The organism is Microbacterium sp. SORGH_AS_0428 (assembly GCF_031453615.1).
Lineage (GTDB): Bacteria > Actinomycetota > Actinomycetes > Actinomycetales > Microbacteriaceae > Microbacterium.
In genome coordinates this window covers 2,771,470-2,788,576 of sequence record NZ_JAVIZT010000001.1, presented here as the reverse complement: position 1 = coordinate 2,788,576, position 17,107 = coordinate 2,771,470, and the positions used below count along the sequence as shown (strand labels likewise).

Sequence of the window (17,107 nt, the reverse complement as noted above, 5' to 3'; positions counted from 1 at the left end):
ACTGATGGACAGCCCGGGGACGAGAGCCATCACGCCAAGGGTGTCCGACAACGGTCCGCGTCGGTAGGCGCGACTCTGGGCCGACACCCAAAGACTGCTCGACAGTGAGAGAGCGCTCCACGGTCCCAATCGGTCATCGCGGACGAGTCATACCACCCGCGTCGCACGCGCACTCATTCGGAGCGCTCGATCCCGTTCACGATGAGGTCGATCGCGAAGGCCCGGCGAGCCTCCTCCCCCGGACCGGTCAGCAACGCGGCGGATCGCGCGACCCGGGGGAACCGTTCGGAATCAGCCTGCTGGTACGCCGCCCGTACGCGTCCGCGCTGCGCAGCACCGCGAGAATCCTCGTGACGCACAGCTCGTTCGACGGCGGTGGATGCGGCGAACTGGGCGATGAGATCGACCGCCAACGCGGCGCGCTCGTCCGACACACCCCCCGCATCCATGAGAGCCAGCTCGTGCTCTGCGAGCCGCAGCGCACCCGGCAGCGTCGGAATGGTCCCGAGCGCGACGGCTCCGAGTCCGGGGTAGCGGCCAAGGGCGTCGATGGTGTTGCCGATCGTGGCGGCGAGCGCATGCTTCCAGCCGTCGCCGGCGATCTCGACGAGCTCCACCTCGCTGTAGGCCGCGTCGAGAAGGTGTTCGAGCAGCACGTCACGGTTGGCGAAGTACGCATACAGGGATGCGGGCCCCGTCTCGACGCGATCCGCGACCCGTCGAAGGGTCAGCTCGTCGACCCCGTGATCGCGCACCAGTTCCTTCGCCGCATCCAGAATCGCCTGCCGAGACAGGGGAGCCTTGGCGGATCTGCCGCGGCGGGTTCGCCCATCGCCTGTCGAATCCATGCGCCGAGCGTATCAGTTGACACGAACGTCGTTCGTAACGAATACTGTTCGCGAACATCGTTCGTTATCGAGAGGAGTACGTGATGTCGGTTCTGGTGGTGGGTGCGAGCGGCGCCGTGGGCGGTGCGGTGGTCGAAGGCCTCCTCGAGCGCGGAGCGGAGGTTCATGCCACCAGTCGTTCACCCGAGAAGCTGACTCTGCCCGTCTCCGTGCCGACCTTCGCCGCGGACCTCGACGATCCCGCATCCTTCGCCGACGCTCTCGCGGACGTCGATCGGGTGTTCCTCTACGCAGACCTCGCTGCACCGAAGCCACTGCTGAACGCACTTGCCGCCGCCGGCGTCCAGCATGTCGTGTTGCTGTCATCCAGCGCCGTCACACTGCCGGGGGCGGCAGAGGACTTCAATGGCGGCCGCTTCCTTCGTGTCGAGCGAGCGGTGGAAGAGTCGGGACTCGCCTACACGTTCCTCCGACCCGGCGGGTTCGCCAGCAATGCGGCGCGGTGGAGCTGGAGCATCAAGAGCGACGGTGCGGTCCCGCTCCCCTACCCGGATGCGGTGCAGGCCCCCATCCACGAACAGGACATCGCCGATGTCGCTGTGGTCGCCATGACCTCGGACACTCTGATCGGGCAGGCGCCGTCGCTCAGCGGCCCCGAGCGCCTCACGCTGCGCGAGCAGATCGAGATCATCGGCGACGTCATCGGACGGCCGCTCTCGGTGACCGAGCAGACGGAAGCGGAGTCGGCAGCGATGCTCTCACGTCATGTTCCGGAGGTCTGGGTGCGCCAGATCATCAAGGACTGGCGCGAGGCGGTCGGCGCCCGTCCCGCGCTGTCCGACGAGTACACGCGCATCACCGGCAAGCCGTCTCGCACGTTCCACCGATGGGTCGAAGACAACAAGCACCTGTTCGAAGGGGAGCACCGCTGACGCCGCGGCGTCAGCGGTGGCGGGTCCGCCCTAGATGGAAGGACACCATGATCACACCGAACCCCACGAACGCGAGCAGCGCACCGCCGACGAGAATGAGCACCGAGGGGACCATGACGTCGAGGTACTCGGGCCCGAGTCGGATCAGCCAGGGAAAGAGAGCCGTCTGAGCCAAGAGATAGGCCGCCCCCTGCCCGGCGATGACGAACCCGCCTGCGATGCCGGCAAGGCCAGCGACGATGAGCAGTACTCGCGCGACCAGGCGGGAGCGCCCGTCGGTCGTCGCCTGCTCCAACGGCTCGGAGACGCCCCCGGCATCATCGTTCTGGATTCCCCACCCAGCCAGCACCTCGTGTGTCGCAAGAGCGTCCTCGTCTCTCACCTCTCCCCCCCGTTCCGGCTGATGCACCGCATCGAGTTCAGTGTGGCGCGACCCGCGCGTCACGGCAATGCACAGGGCAACCCACCCCTCGCACGCCGTACGATCCGGGTATGCAAGAGCGAACGGTCCGCCCGTGAGCACCCCGGCCACGGACTTCTCCGCGCGCCGCCACCGCGCCGGCTGGCGGGTCACGGTCCTGTTCGGTGTGTTCGTCATCGTCACCGTCGCCGTGGGACTGACGGCCTCATGGATCTACGCACCCGCCATCGGCTGGATCGCGGGGGCCGGCACCTTCTCACTGTGGGTGTGGCTCGGCATCCTGCGTCTGGATGCCACCCAGACCGAGCAGCACGCGACCCGCGAGGACCCGACCCGGACGACCGCGCAGACCCTGCTCGTGCTGGCCAGCCTCGCGAGCTTCGGCGCCATCGCGCTCGTGCTGGTGGAGGCGGGCACCGTGAGCTCGAACTCGGCCCGGCTCGAACTCGCCGGCATCGCGGTCGTCACGGTGGCCGCGTCATGGTTCCTCATCCACGTGCTCTTCAGCCTCCGCTACGCGGCGCTCTACTACGCGCAGCACGGCGGCATCGACTTCAATCAGCCCGATCCCCCCGCCTATCGAGACTTCGCCTACCTTGCCTTCACGCTCGGCATGACCTACCAGGTGTCGGACACCACAATCACCAGCAGCACCATCCGGCGCGAGGCCCTTCGCCACGCGCTCCTGTCGTTCCTGCTCGGCGTCGTGGTCGTCGCGGCGACGATCAACCTCGTCTCGAGCCTCGCCCACTGATCGATCGGATGCGGCAATCCACAGCGGTTCTGGACCCCGAATCCACGGTGTTATCGTCTGATCAGGACGCAGATCGCGCACGGGCGCACCGGCACGAGGCATCCGATTCCCCCTCGGACCCGACCGACTCTCCTCAGGAGTGACATGTCTGAACACGTGCCGTTCACCGACAACTTCAGCGACCTCTCCAACGCCGACGGCTATCAGTTCGAGTTCCGCTGCGAGCGCTGCGGCAACGGCTACCGCTCGGCGTTCCGTCGCGACCCGCGAGCAGCCGGACAGAAGATCGCCCGCGGTCTCGGCAACCTCTTCGGCGGCCAGCTGTCGCAGTTCACCTCGATGGCGGAGAACCTGCTGGACCGCAGCACCAACTCCCCCGCGAAGGACGAGGCGCTGCGCGCCGCCACCGCGGAGATCGGCCCACGATTCCACCAGTGCCGCGGTTGCAGCGACTGGGTATGCGGCGACGTGTGCTGGAACGACCAGGTCGGCCAGTGCGTGCGCTGCTCCCCCGCCCTCACCGAGGAGCTCGCGCAGCTGCAGGCCGAGGCTCGGCGCCAGCAGATGCGTCAGCGGCTGGAGACAGTGGACCTGGTCGGCGGCGTCGACCTCGGCCGTCAGGCTCAGCCGCGCTGCCCTTCGTGCGGCGCGCAGTCGCACGGCGGCAAGTTCTGCGGGGAGTGCGGGGCTTCGCTGGTGAGCGTCCGCGTGTGCGGGGGTTGCCGCGCGGAGAACCCGGGCACGTCCCGCTTCTGCGCGGAATGCGGAACGAGCCTCATCGCCTGACACCAGGTCGGCGAAGCGATCCCGCCCTGCTGCGCAAGCCCCACCAGCCGGCGGACCCCATCGCGTACGTTCGTGACATGACGGCACGTACCCCGACGTCCGCCGCCTCGATCGACGAGCGGCGCGAGCGTGCCTGAGCGCGTGAACACGGAGGTGCAGCGGCTGCTCGGGCTCGACAGCGCCATCGTCGTGTACTACACCGACGCCATCACCCCCGACAGCTTCTCTCTGAGCTACCGCTCCCTGTACCTGCACAGCTCCCACCGAGAGGCCATCGAGGCGATCTGCGCGGCGCATCGTCAGAACGGAGGGGCCGCATCATGACGACGGATCCGAACGCCGCGGGCGTCGTCTGGGCGCGCGTCGAGGACGGCTTCCACGTCGGAAGCAGGTGGGGCGAGTTCCTGGGCTACATCGAGCGACAGAACGACGGCGTGTTCGCCGCCTTCGACATGCACTCGCGCCCCGCGGGGCGCTTCACCGTGATCACCCACGCGATGAGCGCGCTCACCGCGCAGCCGCCGCGCCCGCATCCCGTCCGGCGCTGAAGGAGCCCCCACCGTGACCGACCCGTTGATCTCCGTCGTCTACACCAGTCACGCGCGCGCCCCCTTCACCGACCCCGACCTGGAGCAACTGCTCTCCATCAGCCGGGAGTCGAACGCTCGCCGCGGGATCACCGGCATGCTTCTCTACCGAGCGGGACACTTCATCCAGATCCTCGAGGGCCCGGATGCGGCGGTGCGCGAGCTGATGCGGGTCATCCAGGCCGACCCGCGGCACGGCGATGTGCGGATCGTCCGGGATGAGGAGATCGGCGAGCGACGGTTCTCGGAGTGGAGCATGGGGTACGAACCCATCTCGCCGCCCTCGCATCCCGCCCCCGACGGCTTCAGGGACACGTTCGACGACCTCGGCGACGAGGACGACCCGGACAACGTGCTGCGGGCGATCGGGGAGCTCACCCTGTGGTTCCGGGTGCGCAGCCGGCATCGGGGGGACTGACGCGCCGCACGCTCCGATGTGTCAAGCCCCCTTCGCCTCAGCGCGGGAACGGGTGAGATGCAGACGTTCCCCCGAACGATCGGAGCACTCGTGTCACTGACCGCCATGCCCCGGGCGACGCTGCCCGGCCTGCCCTTCGCCGCCCGCGGCCCGCTGAGCGAGGCCGTCGCACTGCGCCTCGCCGCCGCTGCCGGAGACGGGGATCTGGCCGCACTGACCGCAAAAGCCCTCTCGATGACGACGGACGTCGTCCGCGACGACGACATCCAACTCGCGCTCTTCTGCCTCTATGCGAACGCCTACGGCTCGCTCGACGGCCTCGACGCGACGCTGGAGTGGGATGCGGAACTCCTCACCGTCCGGCAGCTCCTCGAGTCGACGTTCGAAGCCGCCTTGCGTCGAGAGGTCTCCGTACCCGCCCTTCCTGCCCCCGACGCGGCCGACGTCGCACAGGCGCTCTTCGCGCTGACCTCCGATGACGACGGCCCGAGCCTTTCCCGCTACCTCGCCCGCAAGGCGACCGACGAGCAGGCGCGCGAGTTCCTCATCCAGCGCACGATCTACACACTGCGCGAGGCCGACCCGCACTCGTGGGCGATCCCCCGGCTACGCGGGCGCGCGAAGGCTGCGCTCGTGGAGATCCAGTCCGACGAGTACGGCGGAGGCCGCCCCGACCGCGTGCACGCCGAGATCTTCGCGCACACCATCCGCGCGGCCGGCCTCGACGACCGCTACGGCGCGTACGTCGACGACGTCCCCGCCGTGACCCTGGCCTCGCACAACGCGATGTCGATGTTCGGGCTGAACCGTCGCCTGCTCGGCGCCATCGTGGGCCACCTTGCCGCCTTCGAGATGACGTCGTCGATCCCCAATCGTCTCTACGGCGACGGCCTGCGCCGGCTCGGCTACGGCGACGACGTGACCGACTACTTCGACGAGCACGTCGAGGCCGACGCCGTGCACGAGCAGATCGCGGGCCGCGACCTCGCAGGCGCCCTCGCGGAGGACCGGCCCGACCTGCTCGCCGACATCATGTTCGGCGCCGCCGCATGCCTGGCCGTCGACGGCTGGGTCGCGCAGCACATGCACGACGCGTTCACGAACGGCGTCTCCTCGCTGCGTGGCGGTGCCGCATGAGCGATGAGCCCGTGACCATCACCGCGTATCCCGACGGTCCGCTGCTCGTGCGAGGTGCGGCGCGGATCGTCGATGCGGCCGGCAATGCCGTCGAGCGCCGTCGCCGCACGGTCGCGCTGTGCCGCTGCGGACTGTCGAGCATCAAACCGTTCTGCGACGGCACGCACAAGGCGGCAGGCTTCCGCACGGACGAGTGACCCGTCCGCCGCGAGAGGATGGGGGCATGGACACCGCACCCGCCGACGACGAGGTCGCTGCCGACTATCTGAGCGCGGCGCTCGTGCCGCGACCCTCGAACTGGCTACGCGCGGGGCTCGATGCCCTGCTCGGTTCCGGCGTACTCAACATGTACGACGTCGAGGTCCGCCGGCTCGACACCCAGGCACTCGTGCTCCGCATCCCCACCGACGCCAGCATGGCGTCGCATCTGTTGGGCAAGATCGAGCTGGAGATGGAGACGCTCACGGTCTCGGCATTCCTGGAGTCCTGGCGTCCGATGCAGCGCTGATCAGGAGCGACGCCGCAGGGTGGGGCAGGCGGGGCCCCTCTCGCCCGCCCCGGCCGGCCCCGGATGCGGCAGACTTCCTCCTGGGCATTCGCCCGTGGTCCCGCATCCGCGACCGGGAGGAGCCCGATGACCAGCGTCGAACTGCACCGCAGCGGCCCCGCCAAGAAGAAGCGCCGCCCGATCGCCCCGGACCGCCTGTCGGCAGCCCTGATGCTGATCGCCACCGCGCTCGCCATCATCTGGGCGAACAGCCCCTGGGGCGCCGGCTACGAGCACTTCTGGGAGACGCCGATCACGATCGCCGTGGGCGATGTGCAGATCGACTCGAACCTCCACGCGCTCGTCAACGACGGGCTGATGACGCTCTTCTTCTTCCTCGTCGGCCTCGAGGTCAAGCGCGAGCTGACCATCGGCGAGCTCACCGACCGGGCTCGTGCCACGCTTCCCATCGCGGCGGCGGTCGCGGGCCTCGTGGTCCCCGCGGCGATCTTCATCCTCTTCACCCTCGGCACCGACCAGACGCACGCATGGGGCGTCGTGATCTCCACCGACACGGCGTTCCTGCTGGGAGCCCTCGCCATCATCGGCCCCAAGTTCCCCGCGCGCCTGCGCGCGTTCCTGCTGACCCTCGCCGTCGTCGACGACATCGGGGCGCTGCTGGTCATCGGGGTCTTCTACTCCGACAGCCTCAACCTCGTGGCCCTCGTCGTGGCCGCAGTCCTCATGGGACTGATCGCCCTCGTGCGATTCCTGCCCTACGGCCGCGGCTTCTCCTACGCGGCCCTGGGCATCGCCCTCTGGATCGTCGTGCTTCTCTCGGGCGTGCACGCGACCCTCGCCGGCGTCGCCATCGCGCTCCTCATCCCGGTCTTCCCACCTCGGCGCAGCGACGTCGAACGCACGGCGGAGCTCACCCGCGCCTTCCGCGAGTCGCCCAACACCGTCTATGCGGCCGCGGTGCAGCGCAGCGTCCGCGACTCGCTCTCGATCAACGAACGCGTGGATGCGGGATGGCGCCCCTACATCTCCTTCGGCGTGCTGCCCCTGTTCGCCCTGGCGAACGCGGGCGTGCACCTCGACCCGGCGACGCTGAAGGAGGCCTTCACCTCGCCGTTGACGTGGGGCATCATCGTCGCGCTCGTAGCGGGCAAGTTCGTCGGCATCACAGGAGCGACCTGGCTGCTGCGCGCGGCGGGCAAGGGTGTTCTCGCCCCCGGTCTCGGGATGACGCGGATCGCCGGCGGCGGAGCGCTGTCGGGCATCGGGTTCACGATCGCGCTCTTCCTCGTGCCCATCGCGATCGACGACCCGCACACGCAGGATCTCGCCCGCGTCGGCGTGCTCACCGCATCCGTCCTCGCCTTCCTCGCAGGATGGGCGATCATCTCGGTCGGCGACCGGGTGCGTCCGCCGGTGGCCGTGGGCAAGTACCTGAACCGGCCCGTCGACCCTTCGCGCGACCACATCAAAGGGCCGAAGGACGCGCCGCTCACGATCGTCGAGTACGGCGACTTCGAGTGCCCATTCTGCGGCCGCGCGACCGGCTCCATCGACGAGGTGTTCGCGGCGCTGGGCGACCAGGTGCGGTGGGTATGGCGACACCTGCCGCTCGACGCTCCGCATCCGCATGCGCAGCAGGCGGCGCAGGCATCGGAGGCTGCGGCGGCGCAGGGCCACTTCTACGAGATGACGCGCAAGATGTTCGCCCATCAGGACCAGCTGGAGCTCTCGGACCTGATCCGCTACGCGGACGAGCTGGGCCTGGACACCGATCGCTTCGCCGACGATCTGCGCTCCCCCGCTGTGCTGCGCCACATCCAGGACGACCGCTTCGACGCGGAACTCATGGATCTGCACTCGACGCCCACGTTCTTCATCGGCGGGATACGCCATGTCGGCCCCTGGGACTCGGCCTCCCTCATCCGCGCCCTCGAGGCCTCCCGCGGTCGGGTCATCGAGCCGCACCCGTAGGTCGATCCCCGGCTCCGTGCGGTTGCCGCGCGTTCGACAGCCGTTTGCCCGCCGCCCCTAGGGTGCGCGTGTGCCTATCACCGTCATGCGTCGCGCGCGGGAGAACCGCCTGGCGGCCATCGCAGTCGCGGCCCTCATGCTGGTCCTCGTCCTCGTTCTCCTGCCCACGCAGCGCGCGGCGGCGCATCCCACGGGATCGACCGGCGTGTTCCTCACGGTCCGGCAGGATGCGGTCGATGTGAAGATGCAGATCCAGAAGGCCGGCTTCGTGGCGGCCACGGGCTACGACATCGCCACCGAGCAGTCGGAGCTCGACGCGATCTCCGACAATCTGATGACGTTCTTGCTCCACCGCGTACACATCTCCGACGAGCAGGGCGCACTGACCGCCTCCGTGCTCGAGAAGCCGACCTTCGCGACGGTCAACGACGAGGATGCGATCGAGACGACGCTCCGCTTCACCGCGGACCGCCCGCTGCGGGGTGCGCTGGATTTCACCGACGACTTCATCATCGATGTCGTCCCCTCGCATCAGGTCTATGTCGCGCTGATCAGCGACTGGGACGACGGCCAGATCGCCGAGGGCGACCCGAAGGTCATCGGCGTGCTGGGCGCCGGCGTCACGCACCTCACGTGGGAGCGCAGCGACACCGACCCGCTGCACGGCCTGCTCGCGGTCATCCGCCTCGGGATGCTGCACATCGCCGAGGGCACCGATCACCTGCTGTTCCTCACGACGTTGCTGATCGTCGCCCCCTCGCTCGCCACGCGGGCGCGGCGAGGCTGGCGCTGGCAGCAGCCGATCCCCGTCAAGAAGACCGTGGGCAGGGCGGCGCTGACGATCACCGCGTTCACCCTCGGGCATCTGATCACGCTCGCGCTCGTGTCGCTCGGGCTCATCTCCTTCCCCGAGAAGCCGGTGGAGATCCTCGTCGCCCTCTCCATCGCCGTCGCCGCCGCGCACGCGCTGAAGCCGCTGCTGCCGCGAGGGGAGCTGCTCATCGCGGGAGTGTTCGGGCTCGTGCACGGCACGGCGTTCGCCACGACGATCCTCGAGCTCAACCTCGGATTCGGCGAGACCCTCGTCGCCATCATCGGCTTCAACGTCGGGGTGGAGCTCGCACAGCTCATCGCCGCGGTGCTCGTGCTCCCGCTGCTCATCTGGCTCTCCCACGCGCGCGCGTTCGGCGGCTTCCGCACCTCGGTGGCCATCGCCGCGATCCTGGCCGCCGCCGCATGGATCGGCGGCATCCTGACCGACCAGGACTCGGTGCTGCAGCCGGTGTTCACCGGGATCGCGAGCTACCCCCTCGTGTCGTACCTCCTGCTGGTGGCCCTGGTCGCGGCGCTCTGGTACTTCACGCGCACCACCGCATCCTCTGGACGGATCGAGGTGGGACGGTGACCGCGTCCCGGCAGCGCGCCCGGACGTCGCGGCTGGGACGAGCCTCCGTCGCCGTGACCGTCGCGACGCTCCTCCTGGGCACGGGAGCCTCGGTCGCCCACGCCGCAGACGACGACCCGGATGCGGGTGCGACGACGGGCGGGACCATGGTGATCACCGTCGACATCCCCGAGCATGCCGTGGCCGCATCCCCCTCCCCGACCGCCACGGCACCACAGGTGCCCACCGGCGCGCTGCCCGCGACGGGCGACGACCTGCAGCGACTTCTCCCCTGGCTGCTCGGCGGGTTGGCCGTCACGAGCGTGGGCGCCGCCCTCCTCGCGCGCCGCCGCCGCGCCTGAGCGCCGCCCACGACGGAGCGCCCCCGGATCTCTCCGGGGGCGCTCCGTCGTGGGCACTCAGTCGAGCGGTGCGGTCCCGGCTGCGGCCTTGGCGCGCTCTTCGGCGAGAGCGCGGGCGACCGCATCCTCCACCCGGGCATCGGCGCGCTGCTGCGCGGCTTGGCCACGCCGGCGGCGCGAGCGCAGCAGCAGGAACACCGCGACCGCCACCAGCAGGACGATCACGAGCAGCGTCCACGGAACGGCGGCGCCGATCGCCTGCCCCGTCACCGTTTCGAGCGGAGTCGTCGAGCCGGACGCATCGGTCACGACGGGCACCACGTCGACGCCGGCGATGAGAGCGAACACGGGGGGAACGCCCGGAACAGAGACGGTCTGGGTCCACGACTCTCCCGGAAGGAGCACCGGCACGTCCTGCGCAGCCGCGGCATCCGTCCCGAAGAGGCCGAAGACTCCGCTGACGCGCGCCGCCGGCTGGGCTGCGATCGCGGCGTTACCGGTGTTGTGCAGGGTGTAGGTCACGGTGGCGTCACCACCGGCGAAGGGGTTGAGGCCGCCGTTCCAGGCGACAGACATGTTCTCGACCGCCAGGGACGGCGCGAGTTCGCCACCGACCCGCAGGTTGACGCGGATCCCCAGTCGGCGATCGACGGTGACGCCGTTCTGCGCGTCCGGCGCGCTGAGCGAGGTGACCACGCCGCCTGCGTAGTCGCCGGGTGTGGCGTCCTCCGGGATGGAGAGGGTGAACGGGACGGTGACCGTCTCACCGGCCGCCACCGTCACGGTCGTCTGCTGCGGCACGATCCAGGCGCCGATCGCGTGGGACGGCTCCCCCGCGACGAGCAGCGACAGCTGGCCCTCGTCGGAGGTCGAACCGTCGGCGGCGTAGACCTTGAGATCCAGCGTCTCGTCACCGTGGTTCGCGATCGTGACGGCGTCCGAGACGGACCCGCCCGGATCGACCGTGTACGTGTAGTTCGTGCGCTCCGAGCCCAGATTGTTGGAGGCGGTCCGGACGGTCCAGGTGACCTCATCGCCCTCGGCGGCCTGAGCGGGTGCGGCGAAGGCGAGGACCGCGAGCACGGCGAGCATCGCGGAACTCAGCGCGATGAGGCGAGGATGCGGAGGAGTCGAGCGTGGGTTCACGGAGATCTTTCGGGTCGTGGCGGAACGGGGATGTCCGTGGGAGAGGGCAGGTGCCCCCTCCCACGGACGGAAGGTGCCGCGGGCGTCAGCCGGCGAGCGCGGTGAGGGTCAGGGTCGCGCGATAGCTGCCCTTCGCCGTCTCGGTCGGGAGCTTGAGATCGAGCGCCGCTCCCAGCAGCGCCGATCCCTTCGTGTGCCCCTGCGCCGCAGAGCCGAGCACGCGGCTGACGGCCAGACCGTCACCGGTGTCGTAACCCGAGGAGACGGATGCACCGGCCGTCGCTCCGGCACCGTCGGTGACGACCTTCGGCGTCCAGCCCAGGTAGCGGCCGGAGAACGTCTTGTCGCCGTCCTTGAAGTCGCCGAGCACCGAGGTGAGCGACCACGGAGCCAGCGAGGAGCGCGTGTCGGTGACGCTGATCGGGTTGATCTCGCCCGTCGCCTCGAAGTAGTCGCCCTTCTCCTCGGCGGTCCCGAGGTCGACGAGGCCGTTCTGTCCGTCGATCGTCCAGCCGAACTCGCCGGGAGCCTGGTTGGGAACGTCGACCTGGATGTCCTGACCGTCGCCGTGGAAGGGGTGGATGGTGACCGAGTCGATCAGGGACCCGACGCCGTCGACCGCCGTGCTCGAACCCGGCGTGCCGCACCAGCCGACCTTGCCCTGCTCCACCGCAGCGTTGGGCGCGTCGCAGGTGCCGGAGCGGATGCCCTCGACCACGAGCTGATCGGCGCGCACCTGCACCTTGACGTAGCTGCGCACGTGCTCCTGGTTCTGCACGGAGTTGTACCAGTAGTCGCTCGGCTTCAGCGGGTCGGGACCGTTGCCCGCTCCCGTGGTTCCACTGTTGTCGGGCGCCGTGATGTCGTAGTACTTCGAACCCGATGCGGAGTTCGCCGTCATGTAGATGACGCCGCCCTCACCGACGAAGACGTCGTTCTGGCCGGGCTGCTCGGCAGGATTGGCCTTCTCGCCGTTCTTGATCTCGTAGCTGCGGGTGTAGACGTGGTCGTGGCCCTGGAGGACGAGGTCGACGCCGAGCTTCGAGAAGGTGGTCGGGAAGTCCACGCGACGCACCTTGTTGTCGGCGTCCTTCGCGTGGTCCGCGGCGGAGTAGATCGAGTGGTGGTACACGAGCACGGTGTACTTGGCGTCGGCGCCGTGCTGGTTCACCACATCCGTCACGTACTGCACGTGGGCCGCGTCACCGCCGCCGTTCGCCGAGTTGTAGCTGTTGCTGTTCAGGTCGATGAACAGCACGTCCTTGTAGATGTACCAGTAGTCGCCGCCGGACGTCGTCGCCGTCTTGGTCGGGTCCTTGTAGTAGGCCGAGGAGTAGTCGGTGTTGGGCGTGTAGAAGTGCTGCTCGTACGCCTTGCCGCCGACGTCGTGGTTACCGATCGTCGCGGCCCAGGGGTACTGGCGCAGCTGGTCGGGAGCGAGGAACGCGTCCCACTGCGGCTCGGTGTTGGCCGTCTCGACCTGGTCGCCGCCGGAGACCAGCAGCTCCGCGTTGGGGTTGGCGGTCAGCGCGACGTTCATGGTGTCGGCCCAGCCGGCGCCGTCCTTCGCGACGTTGCCCGAGGACCCGATCTGGGGGTCGCCGAAGAACAGGAAGTCGAAGTCGCCCTCGAAGGACTGCGTCTTGAACGAGTAGGTCGGCGACCAGTTGCCATCGGATCCCACACGGTACGAGTACTGCGTGTTCTCCTGCAGCCCCGACAGGACGGCGTGGCGGTTGTATCCCGTGGTCGAGACGTTGGCGGCGCCGGTGGCGGCGAAGGTCGTCACGGAGGCGACGAACTGACCGTTCACCACGGCAGAGGTGGGGGCCAACTGCACGACCTGCGACGTGTCGGCGGAGGTGTACCACGACACCGTGCGCTGCGTCTCGTTGGAGGCCACGCCCAGCACGATGCCGGTGTAGCCCGCAGGGTCGTCGGCGTGCGCCGCGGGGGCGACGAGGGCGCCGCTGAGCATCAGCGCGGCGCCGACCGCCGCCGCCGAGGCCCACAGGGCCGCGCGACCCGTGGGTCGCGAGGGTGCTGCAAGGAGCATGTGTCTTCCGTTTCTGGAGAGGAAGTGGATGTGGGTCAACCAGGCAGACGCACGGATCCCGGCGCCTGGAAGCAGACTGGCCCGACGAACTTTCCTGGGAGTGAACGATCGATGGCTTACGAATCGGCTGTCGGGAGAACAGATGAGGATCGCGGGGTGTCCCGCCGGTGCGCCCGTCCGGTGAACGCCGACGGCAGATCCGAAGAACAATGCGCGAACCGGGGCTCGAGGATGCAGCGGCGTGCGCCGCGACCGGCATCCTGGTCTCGCCCCTCCCACTTCTGCAAGGAATCTCCGTGCCGCATCGCCCCGCATCCCTCCTCCTCGGCGCGACCGGCCTCGCGCTCGCACTCGCACTGACCGGATGCGCGAGCGCCGACTGGAACGTGCCGCGCGACGCGATCGGCGTGGTGGGGTCGCCCGCGCCGGGTTTCGCACCCGAGGTCGAGCCGACGCCGGAGGCGACGGTCGATCCGCGCAGCGGGTCGTGGGACGACGTGCATCCCGCTCCCGGCTACCGCGTCGTGCTCGTGACCTCCGGCGATGACGCAACGACCCAGACGCTGCGCGAGGCCGTGAGCGCATGGGCGGCCGACGAGGACGTCGACCTGCGAACGGTGGATGCGGGCGGGGACGCGATCACGGGCATCGTGCACGCGATGGACCTGAACCCCGAGCTCGTGGTCGCGGCCGGCGAGGATCTCATCGATGCGATGGCGATGGTGACGCCGAACCATCTCGACATCGCGTTCCTCGTGCTCGGAGCCGAACTCGCCGAGCCCACCGAGAATGTCACCGCGGTCGACTGGACCGGTGCGGGGTTCCGGGGCGAGGGCCTGGGATCGGCCACGCACTTCGACGAGGCGTCCTTCACCCCGGAACGCTGCGACGACGCCATCCGCGCGGGCGTCGCCGCCGTGTTGACCGGGATGACCGGAGTGGTGCTCTGGATCTCGTGAGCGCCTGCGCGCTCAGCGCGACGCCGTCACCTCTGCGCCGGCGTGCGCGATCTCTGCGAGGGCCTTCTCACTCGACTCCGCGTGGACACCGGCGACGAGGTCGGTGAACACGCGCACGTGCCGCCCGGCCGCGATGGCGTCGAGGGCCGATGCGCGTACGCAGTAGTCGGTCGCGAGACCCACGACGTCGATGTCGAGGATCCCGTGCTCCTCGAGCAACTCGATCGCCGTGCGCCCGTCCTCGGCGCGTCCCTCGAAGAGCGAGTACGCGGGTTCGCCCTGCCCCTTCTTGAGGTGGTGGGTCACGGCGGATGTGTCGAAGACCTCGTCGTACTCGGCACCGAACGTGCCCGCCACGCAGTGCGGCGGCCACGTGTCGATGAAGTCGGGCTCTGCGGCGAAGTGCCCGCCGTTGTCACCCTCGGCGTCATGCCAGTCCCGGGACGCGACGATGAGGCCGTAGTCGCCCGCGTGCTCGGCGAGGTAGGCGGAGATCCGCTCGGCGACGGCGTCGCCTCCCGCCACCCCGAGCGCACCGCGCTCGGTGAAGTCGTTCTGGACGTCGACGATGAACAGCGCCTTGGTCATGATCCGAGCGTACGCCGGTACTCGGCACGCGTCATCGGCGCCGCATCCTTCGTCTCCGGTCCGGCGCGCCACAGCTTGGAGGGCCACCACACCGCCCGCCCGATGTCGGAGGCGAGCGCGGGCACCAGCAGCGAACGGACGACGAAGGTGTCCAGGAGCACGCCGAACGCGACGATGAAGGCCAACTGCGCGAGGAAGAGGATCGGGATGACACCGAGGGCGGCGAACGTCGCCGCGAGCACGAGGCCCGCCGAGGTGATCACACCGCCCGTGGAGACGAGGCCGCGCACGATGCCCGCGCGGGTGCCGTGGCGAAGCGATTCCTCCCGCACGCGCGACATCAGGAAGATGTTGTAGTCGATGCCGAGGGCGACGAGGAAGACGAAGCCGTAGAGCGGCACGGCGGGGTCGGCGCCGGGGAAGTCGAAAACGTGGTTGAACACCAGCGCACTCACCCCCATCGCCGTGCCGAACGAGATCACCGTGCTCGCGATCAGCAGCACCGGCGCCAGGATCGAGCGCAGCAGGAGCATGAGGATGAGGAAGACGACGGCGAGGATGACGGGGATGATCACCGTGCGGTCGCGGATCGAGGTGGCGTTCGTGTCGACGTCTATGGCGGTCTGGCCGCCGACGAGCGCCGCTCCTTCCCCGAGGTCGCGGTCGAGGGTGTCGCGGAGCGCCACGACGGCGTCGTCGGCCGCCGCGGAGTCCGCCGCATCCGAGAGCGTCGCGATCAGCAGGACGTCGCCGTCGACGGTGGTCGCCGCAGGAGCCGGGGTGCCGGGCGGACCCACCGCTGTGAGCTCGAGCGCACCTGCGGAGACGGTGACCGACGCCTGGCCCGTCGGCGAGTCCGCGGCGGCGATCGCCACGCTGTCGATGCCTTCGGCATCCGACGCCGCGGTGACGGCGGCGGCCGCATCCGTCTCGGAGACCACGACGTACACGGGGCTGCCGGAGCCTGCAGGGAAATGCTCCGCGAGCACGTCCTGACCGTCACGTGCCTGCGAGTACCCCAGCACGAGGTCGCTGGAGGGCACGCCGTCAGCTTTGAGCTGGGTGATGCCCGCCGCGCCCACGAGCAGGACGACGGTGCTGATGATCCACACCGGACGAGCGCGCCGCGTGACGAATCGCGCCACCCGCGGCCAGAGGCCCGACACGGGGGCGGTCGGGTCGTCCGACGGCACCGCGGCGGGGTGCTTCGGGATGAAGGGCCAGAACGCGGCGCGGCCGACGAGCGCGAGCAGCGCGGGCAGGAAGGTCAGCGCGGAGAGCATCGCGAACGCGATACCGATGGCCGCGATCGGGCCGAGAGCACGGTTGCTGGCGAGGTCCGACAGCAGCAGGCACAGCAGTCCCGCGATGACCGTTCCACCGGAGGCGAGGATGGGTTCGAAGGCGCCCCGCCAGGCCTGCACGGTCGCCGGCCACCTCTTCTGCCCTTCGGCCACCGCCTCGCGATACCTCGCGACGAACAGAAGCGCGTAGTCGGTGGCGGCACCGATCACGAGGATGAACAGGATGCCCTGCACCTGACCGTTCAGCACGAAGATCCCGGCCTTGGCGAGCCACCACACGGTCAGCAGCGCGACGCACAGCGCGAAGACGCTCGTGAGCAGCACGAGCACCGGGAGCAGCGGGGATCGGTAGACGATGACGAGGATCACGAAGACGGCGATGAGCGCGACGCCCAGCAGCAGGCCGTCGATGCCGAGGAAGCCCTCGACGAGATCGGCGGTGAATCCGGCGGGACCGGTCACCCATCCTTCGACGCCCGAGGGCGCTTGGGATGCGACGACGTCGCGGACCGCTCCGACCGTGTCGGGCACCTCACCCGAGGCGTCGATGGGCACGAAGATCTGCGCGGCGAGGCCGTCGTCGGACACGATCGGGGGCGAGATCCCGTCGAGGACCCCGGGCGTCTGCGCGATGTCGTCGGCGACGGTCTGCAGCTCACCGAGCTGGCCGTCGGTGAGCTTCTGGTCTGCCGAGAACACCACGACGGCGGGGATGCTGTCACCGGCGAGGAAGTCGGGAAGCCGCTCGTTGACCTGCGTGGAGGCCGCGCTCTGCGGCAGGAACGTCGACTGGTCGTTGGTGGAGACCTCGTCGACCTTGCCGAAGTACGGACCGCCGATCGAGCCCACGACGAGCCAGACGAGCACGAGCAGCGCGGGAATCCCTACCCGGAGCCAGCGTGAGGGTCGAGTCGGTGTCGAGGATGCGGCCATGTTGCTAGCTTAT

General features: G+C 69.4%; 19 protein-coding genes. 13 read left to right on the top strand and 6 right to left on the bottom strand.

Annotated elements, in window-relative coordinates; all coding sequences use genetic code 11:
- Positions 1 to 173 precede the first annotated feature (173 nt).
- Entirely contained in the window at positions 174 to 848 is a 675-nt protein-coding gene (locus tag QE374_RS13535; protein ID WP_309735681.1) for a TetR family transcriptional regulator, read from the bottom strand.
- Between the two features lie 83 nt (positions 849 to 931).
- Between QE374_RS13535 and QE374_RS13530 the strand changes: the two genes are divergently transcribed.
- On the top strand, positions 932 to 1,780 hold the full coding sequence (locus QE374_RS13530) for an NAD(P)H-binding protein (RefSeq protein ID WP_309735678.1): 849 nt from the start codon (positions 932 to 934) through the stop codon (positions 1,778 to 1,780).
- A gap of 10 nt (positions 1,781 to 1,790) precedes the next feature.
- On the opposite strand, the gene QE374_RS13525 is transcribed toward QE374_RS13530, so the two are convergent.
- Entirely contained in the window at positions 1,791 to 2,162 is a 372-nt protein-coding gene (locus tag QE374_RS13525) for a hypothetical protein (RefSeq protein WP_309735677.1), read from the bottom strand.
- 133 nt (positions 2,163 to 2,295) lie between these two features.
- Between QE374_RS13525 and QE374_RS13520 the strand changes: the two genes are divergently transcribed.
- From QE374_RS13520 to QE374_RS13470, 11 genes are all read left to right on the top strand, one after another.
- On the top strand, positions 2,296 to 2,955 hold the full coding sequence (locus QE374_RS13520) for a DUF1345 domain-containing protein (RefSeq protein ID WP_309735675.1): 660 nt from the start codon (positions 2,296 to 2,298) through the stop codon (positions 2,953 to 2,955).
- A gap of 144 nt (positions 2,956 to 3,099) precedes the next feature.
- Positions 3,100 to 3,741: a zinc ribbon domain-containing protein gene (locus QE374_RS13515; RefSeq protein WP_234074843.1), complete on the top strand. Its 642-nt coding sequence runs from the start codon at positions 3,100 to 3,102 to the stop codon at positions 3,739 to 3,741.
- A 129-nt stretch (positions 3,742 to 3,870) separates the two neighbouring features.
- On the top strand, positions 3,871 to 4,065 hold the full coding sequence (locus tag QE374_RS13510; RefSeq protein ID WP_309735671.1) for a chemotaxis protein CheY: 195 nt from the start codon (positions 3,871 to 3,873) through the stop codon (positions 4,063 to 4,065).
- Positions 4,062 to 4,289: a hypothetical protein gene (locus tag QE374_RS13505; RefSeq protein ID WP_309735669.1), complete on the top strand. Its 228-nt coding sequence runs from the start codon at positions 4,062 to 4,064 to the stop codon at positions 4,287 to 4,289. The genes QE374_RS13510 and QE374_RS13505 overlap by 4 nt, the downstream gene beginning before the upstream one ends.
- Before the next feature lie 13 nt (positions 4,290 to 4,302).
- Positions 4,303 to 4,746 (top strand): BLUF domain-containing protein, encoded by a 444-nt coding sequence (locus QE374_RS13500; protein WP_309735667.1) that lies wholly within the window; start codon positions 4,303 to 4,305, stop codon positions 4,744 to 4,746.
- 105 nt (positions 4,747 to 4,851) lie between these two features.
- Positions 4,852 to 5,883: an iron-containing redox enzyme family protein gene (locus QE374_RS13495; protein WP_396653353.1), complete on the top strand. Its 1,032-nt coding sequence runs from the start codon at positions 4,852 to 4,854 to the stop codon at positions 5,881 to 5,883.
- Positions 5,880 to 6,080, top strand: coding sequence for a CDGSH iron-sulfur domain-containing protein (locus tag QE374_RS13490; protein ID WP_309735663.1), 201 nt, complete (start codon positions 5,880 to 5,882; stop codon positions 6,078 to 6,080). The genes QE374_RS13495 and QE374_RS13490 overlap by 4 nt, the downstream gene beginning before the upstream one ends.
- Positions 6,081 to 6,106: 26 nt before the next feature.
- The gene (locus tag QE374_RS13485; protein ID WP_309735661.1) at positions 6,107 to 6,391 is read left to right on the top strand and encodes a hypothetical protein; all 285 of its coding nucleotides are present in this window, start codon (positions 6,107 to 6,109) and stop codon (positions 6,389 to 6,391) included.
- A 126-nt stretch (positions 6,392 to 6,517) separates the two neighbouring features.
- Entirely contained in the window at positions 6,518 to 8,362 is a 1,845-nt protein-coding gene (nhaA, locus tag QE374_RS13480) for a Na+/H+ antiporter NhaA (protein ID WP_309735659.1), read from the top strand.
- 70 nt (positions 8,363 to 8,432) lie between these two features.
- Positions 8,433 to 9,767, top strand: a complete 1,335-nt coding sequence (locus QE374_RS13475; RefSeq protein WP_309735657.1) for a HupE/UreJ family protein — start codon at positions 8,433 to 8,435, stop codon at positions 9,765 to 9,767.
- Positions 9,764 to 10,108 carry an LPXTG cell wall anchor domain-containing protein gene (locus tag QE374_RS13470; protein WP_309735656.1) on the top strand — a complete coding sequence of 115 codons (345 nt, stop codon included), beginning with the start codon at positions 9,764 to 9,766 and terminating at the stop codon, positions 10,106 to 10,108. Before QE374_RS13475 ends, QE374_RS13470 begins: the two co-directional genes overlap by 4 nt.
- 57 nt (positions 10,109 to 10,165) lie before the next feature.
- On the opposite strand, the gene QE374_RS13465 is transcribed toward QE374_RS13470, so the two are convergent.
- Positions 10,166 to 11,254 (bottom strand): WxL protein peptidoglycan domain-containing protein, encoded by a 1,089-nt coding sequence (locus QE374_RS13465; protein ID WP_309735655.1) that lies wholly within the window; start codon positions 11,252 to 11,254, stop codon positions 10,166 to 10,168.
- An 85-nt stretch (positions 11,255 to 11,339) separates the two neighbouring features.
- Positions 11,340 to 13,310: a metallophosphoesterase family protein gene (locus QE374_RS13460; RefSeq protein WP_309735654.1), complete on the bottom strand. Its 1,971-nt coding sequence runs from the start codon at positions 13,308 to 13,310 to the stop codon at positions 11,340 to 11,342.
- Positions 13,311 to 13,606: 296 nt separating this feature from the next.
- On the opposite strand from QE374_RS13460, the gene QE374_RS13455 reads away from it, so the two are divergent.
- On the top strand, positions 13,607 to 14,269 hold the full coding sequence (locus tag QE374_RS13455; RefSeq protein ID WP_309735652.1) for a hypothetical protein: 663 nt from the start codon (positions 13,607 to 13,609) through the stop codon (positions 14,267 to 14,269).
- 12 nt (positions 14,270 to 14,281) lie between these two features.
- On the opposite strand, the gene QE374_RS13450 is transcribed toward QE374_RS13455, so the two are convergent.
- On the bottom strand, positions 14,282 to 14,857 hold the full coding sequence (locus QE374_RS13450; protein WP_309735651.1) for an isochorismatase family protein: 576 nt from the start codon (positions 14,855 to 14,857) through the stop codon (positions 14,282 to 14,284).
- Positions 14,854 to 17,094 carry an efflux RND transporter permease subunit gene (locus tag QE374_RS13445; RefSeq protein WP_309735649.1) on the bottom strand — a complete coding sequence of 747 codons (2,241 nt, stop codon included), beginning with the start codon at positions 17,092 to 17,094 and terminating at the stop codon, positions 14,854 to 14,856. Before QE374_RS13445 ends, QE374_RS13450 begins: the two co-directional genes overlap by 4 nt.
- Between the last annotated feature and the right edge of the window lie 13 nt (positions 17,095 to 17,107).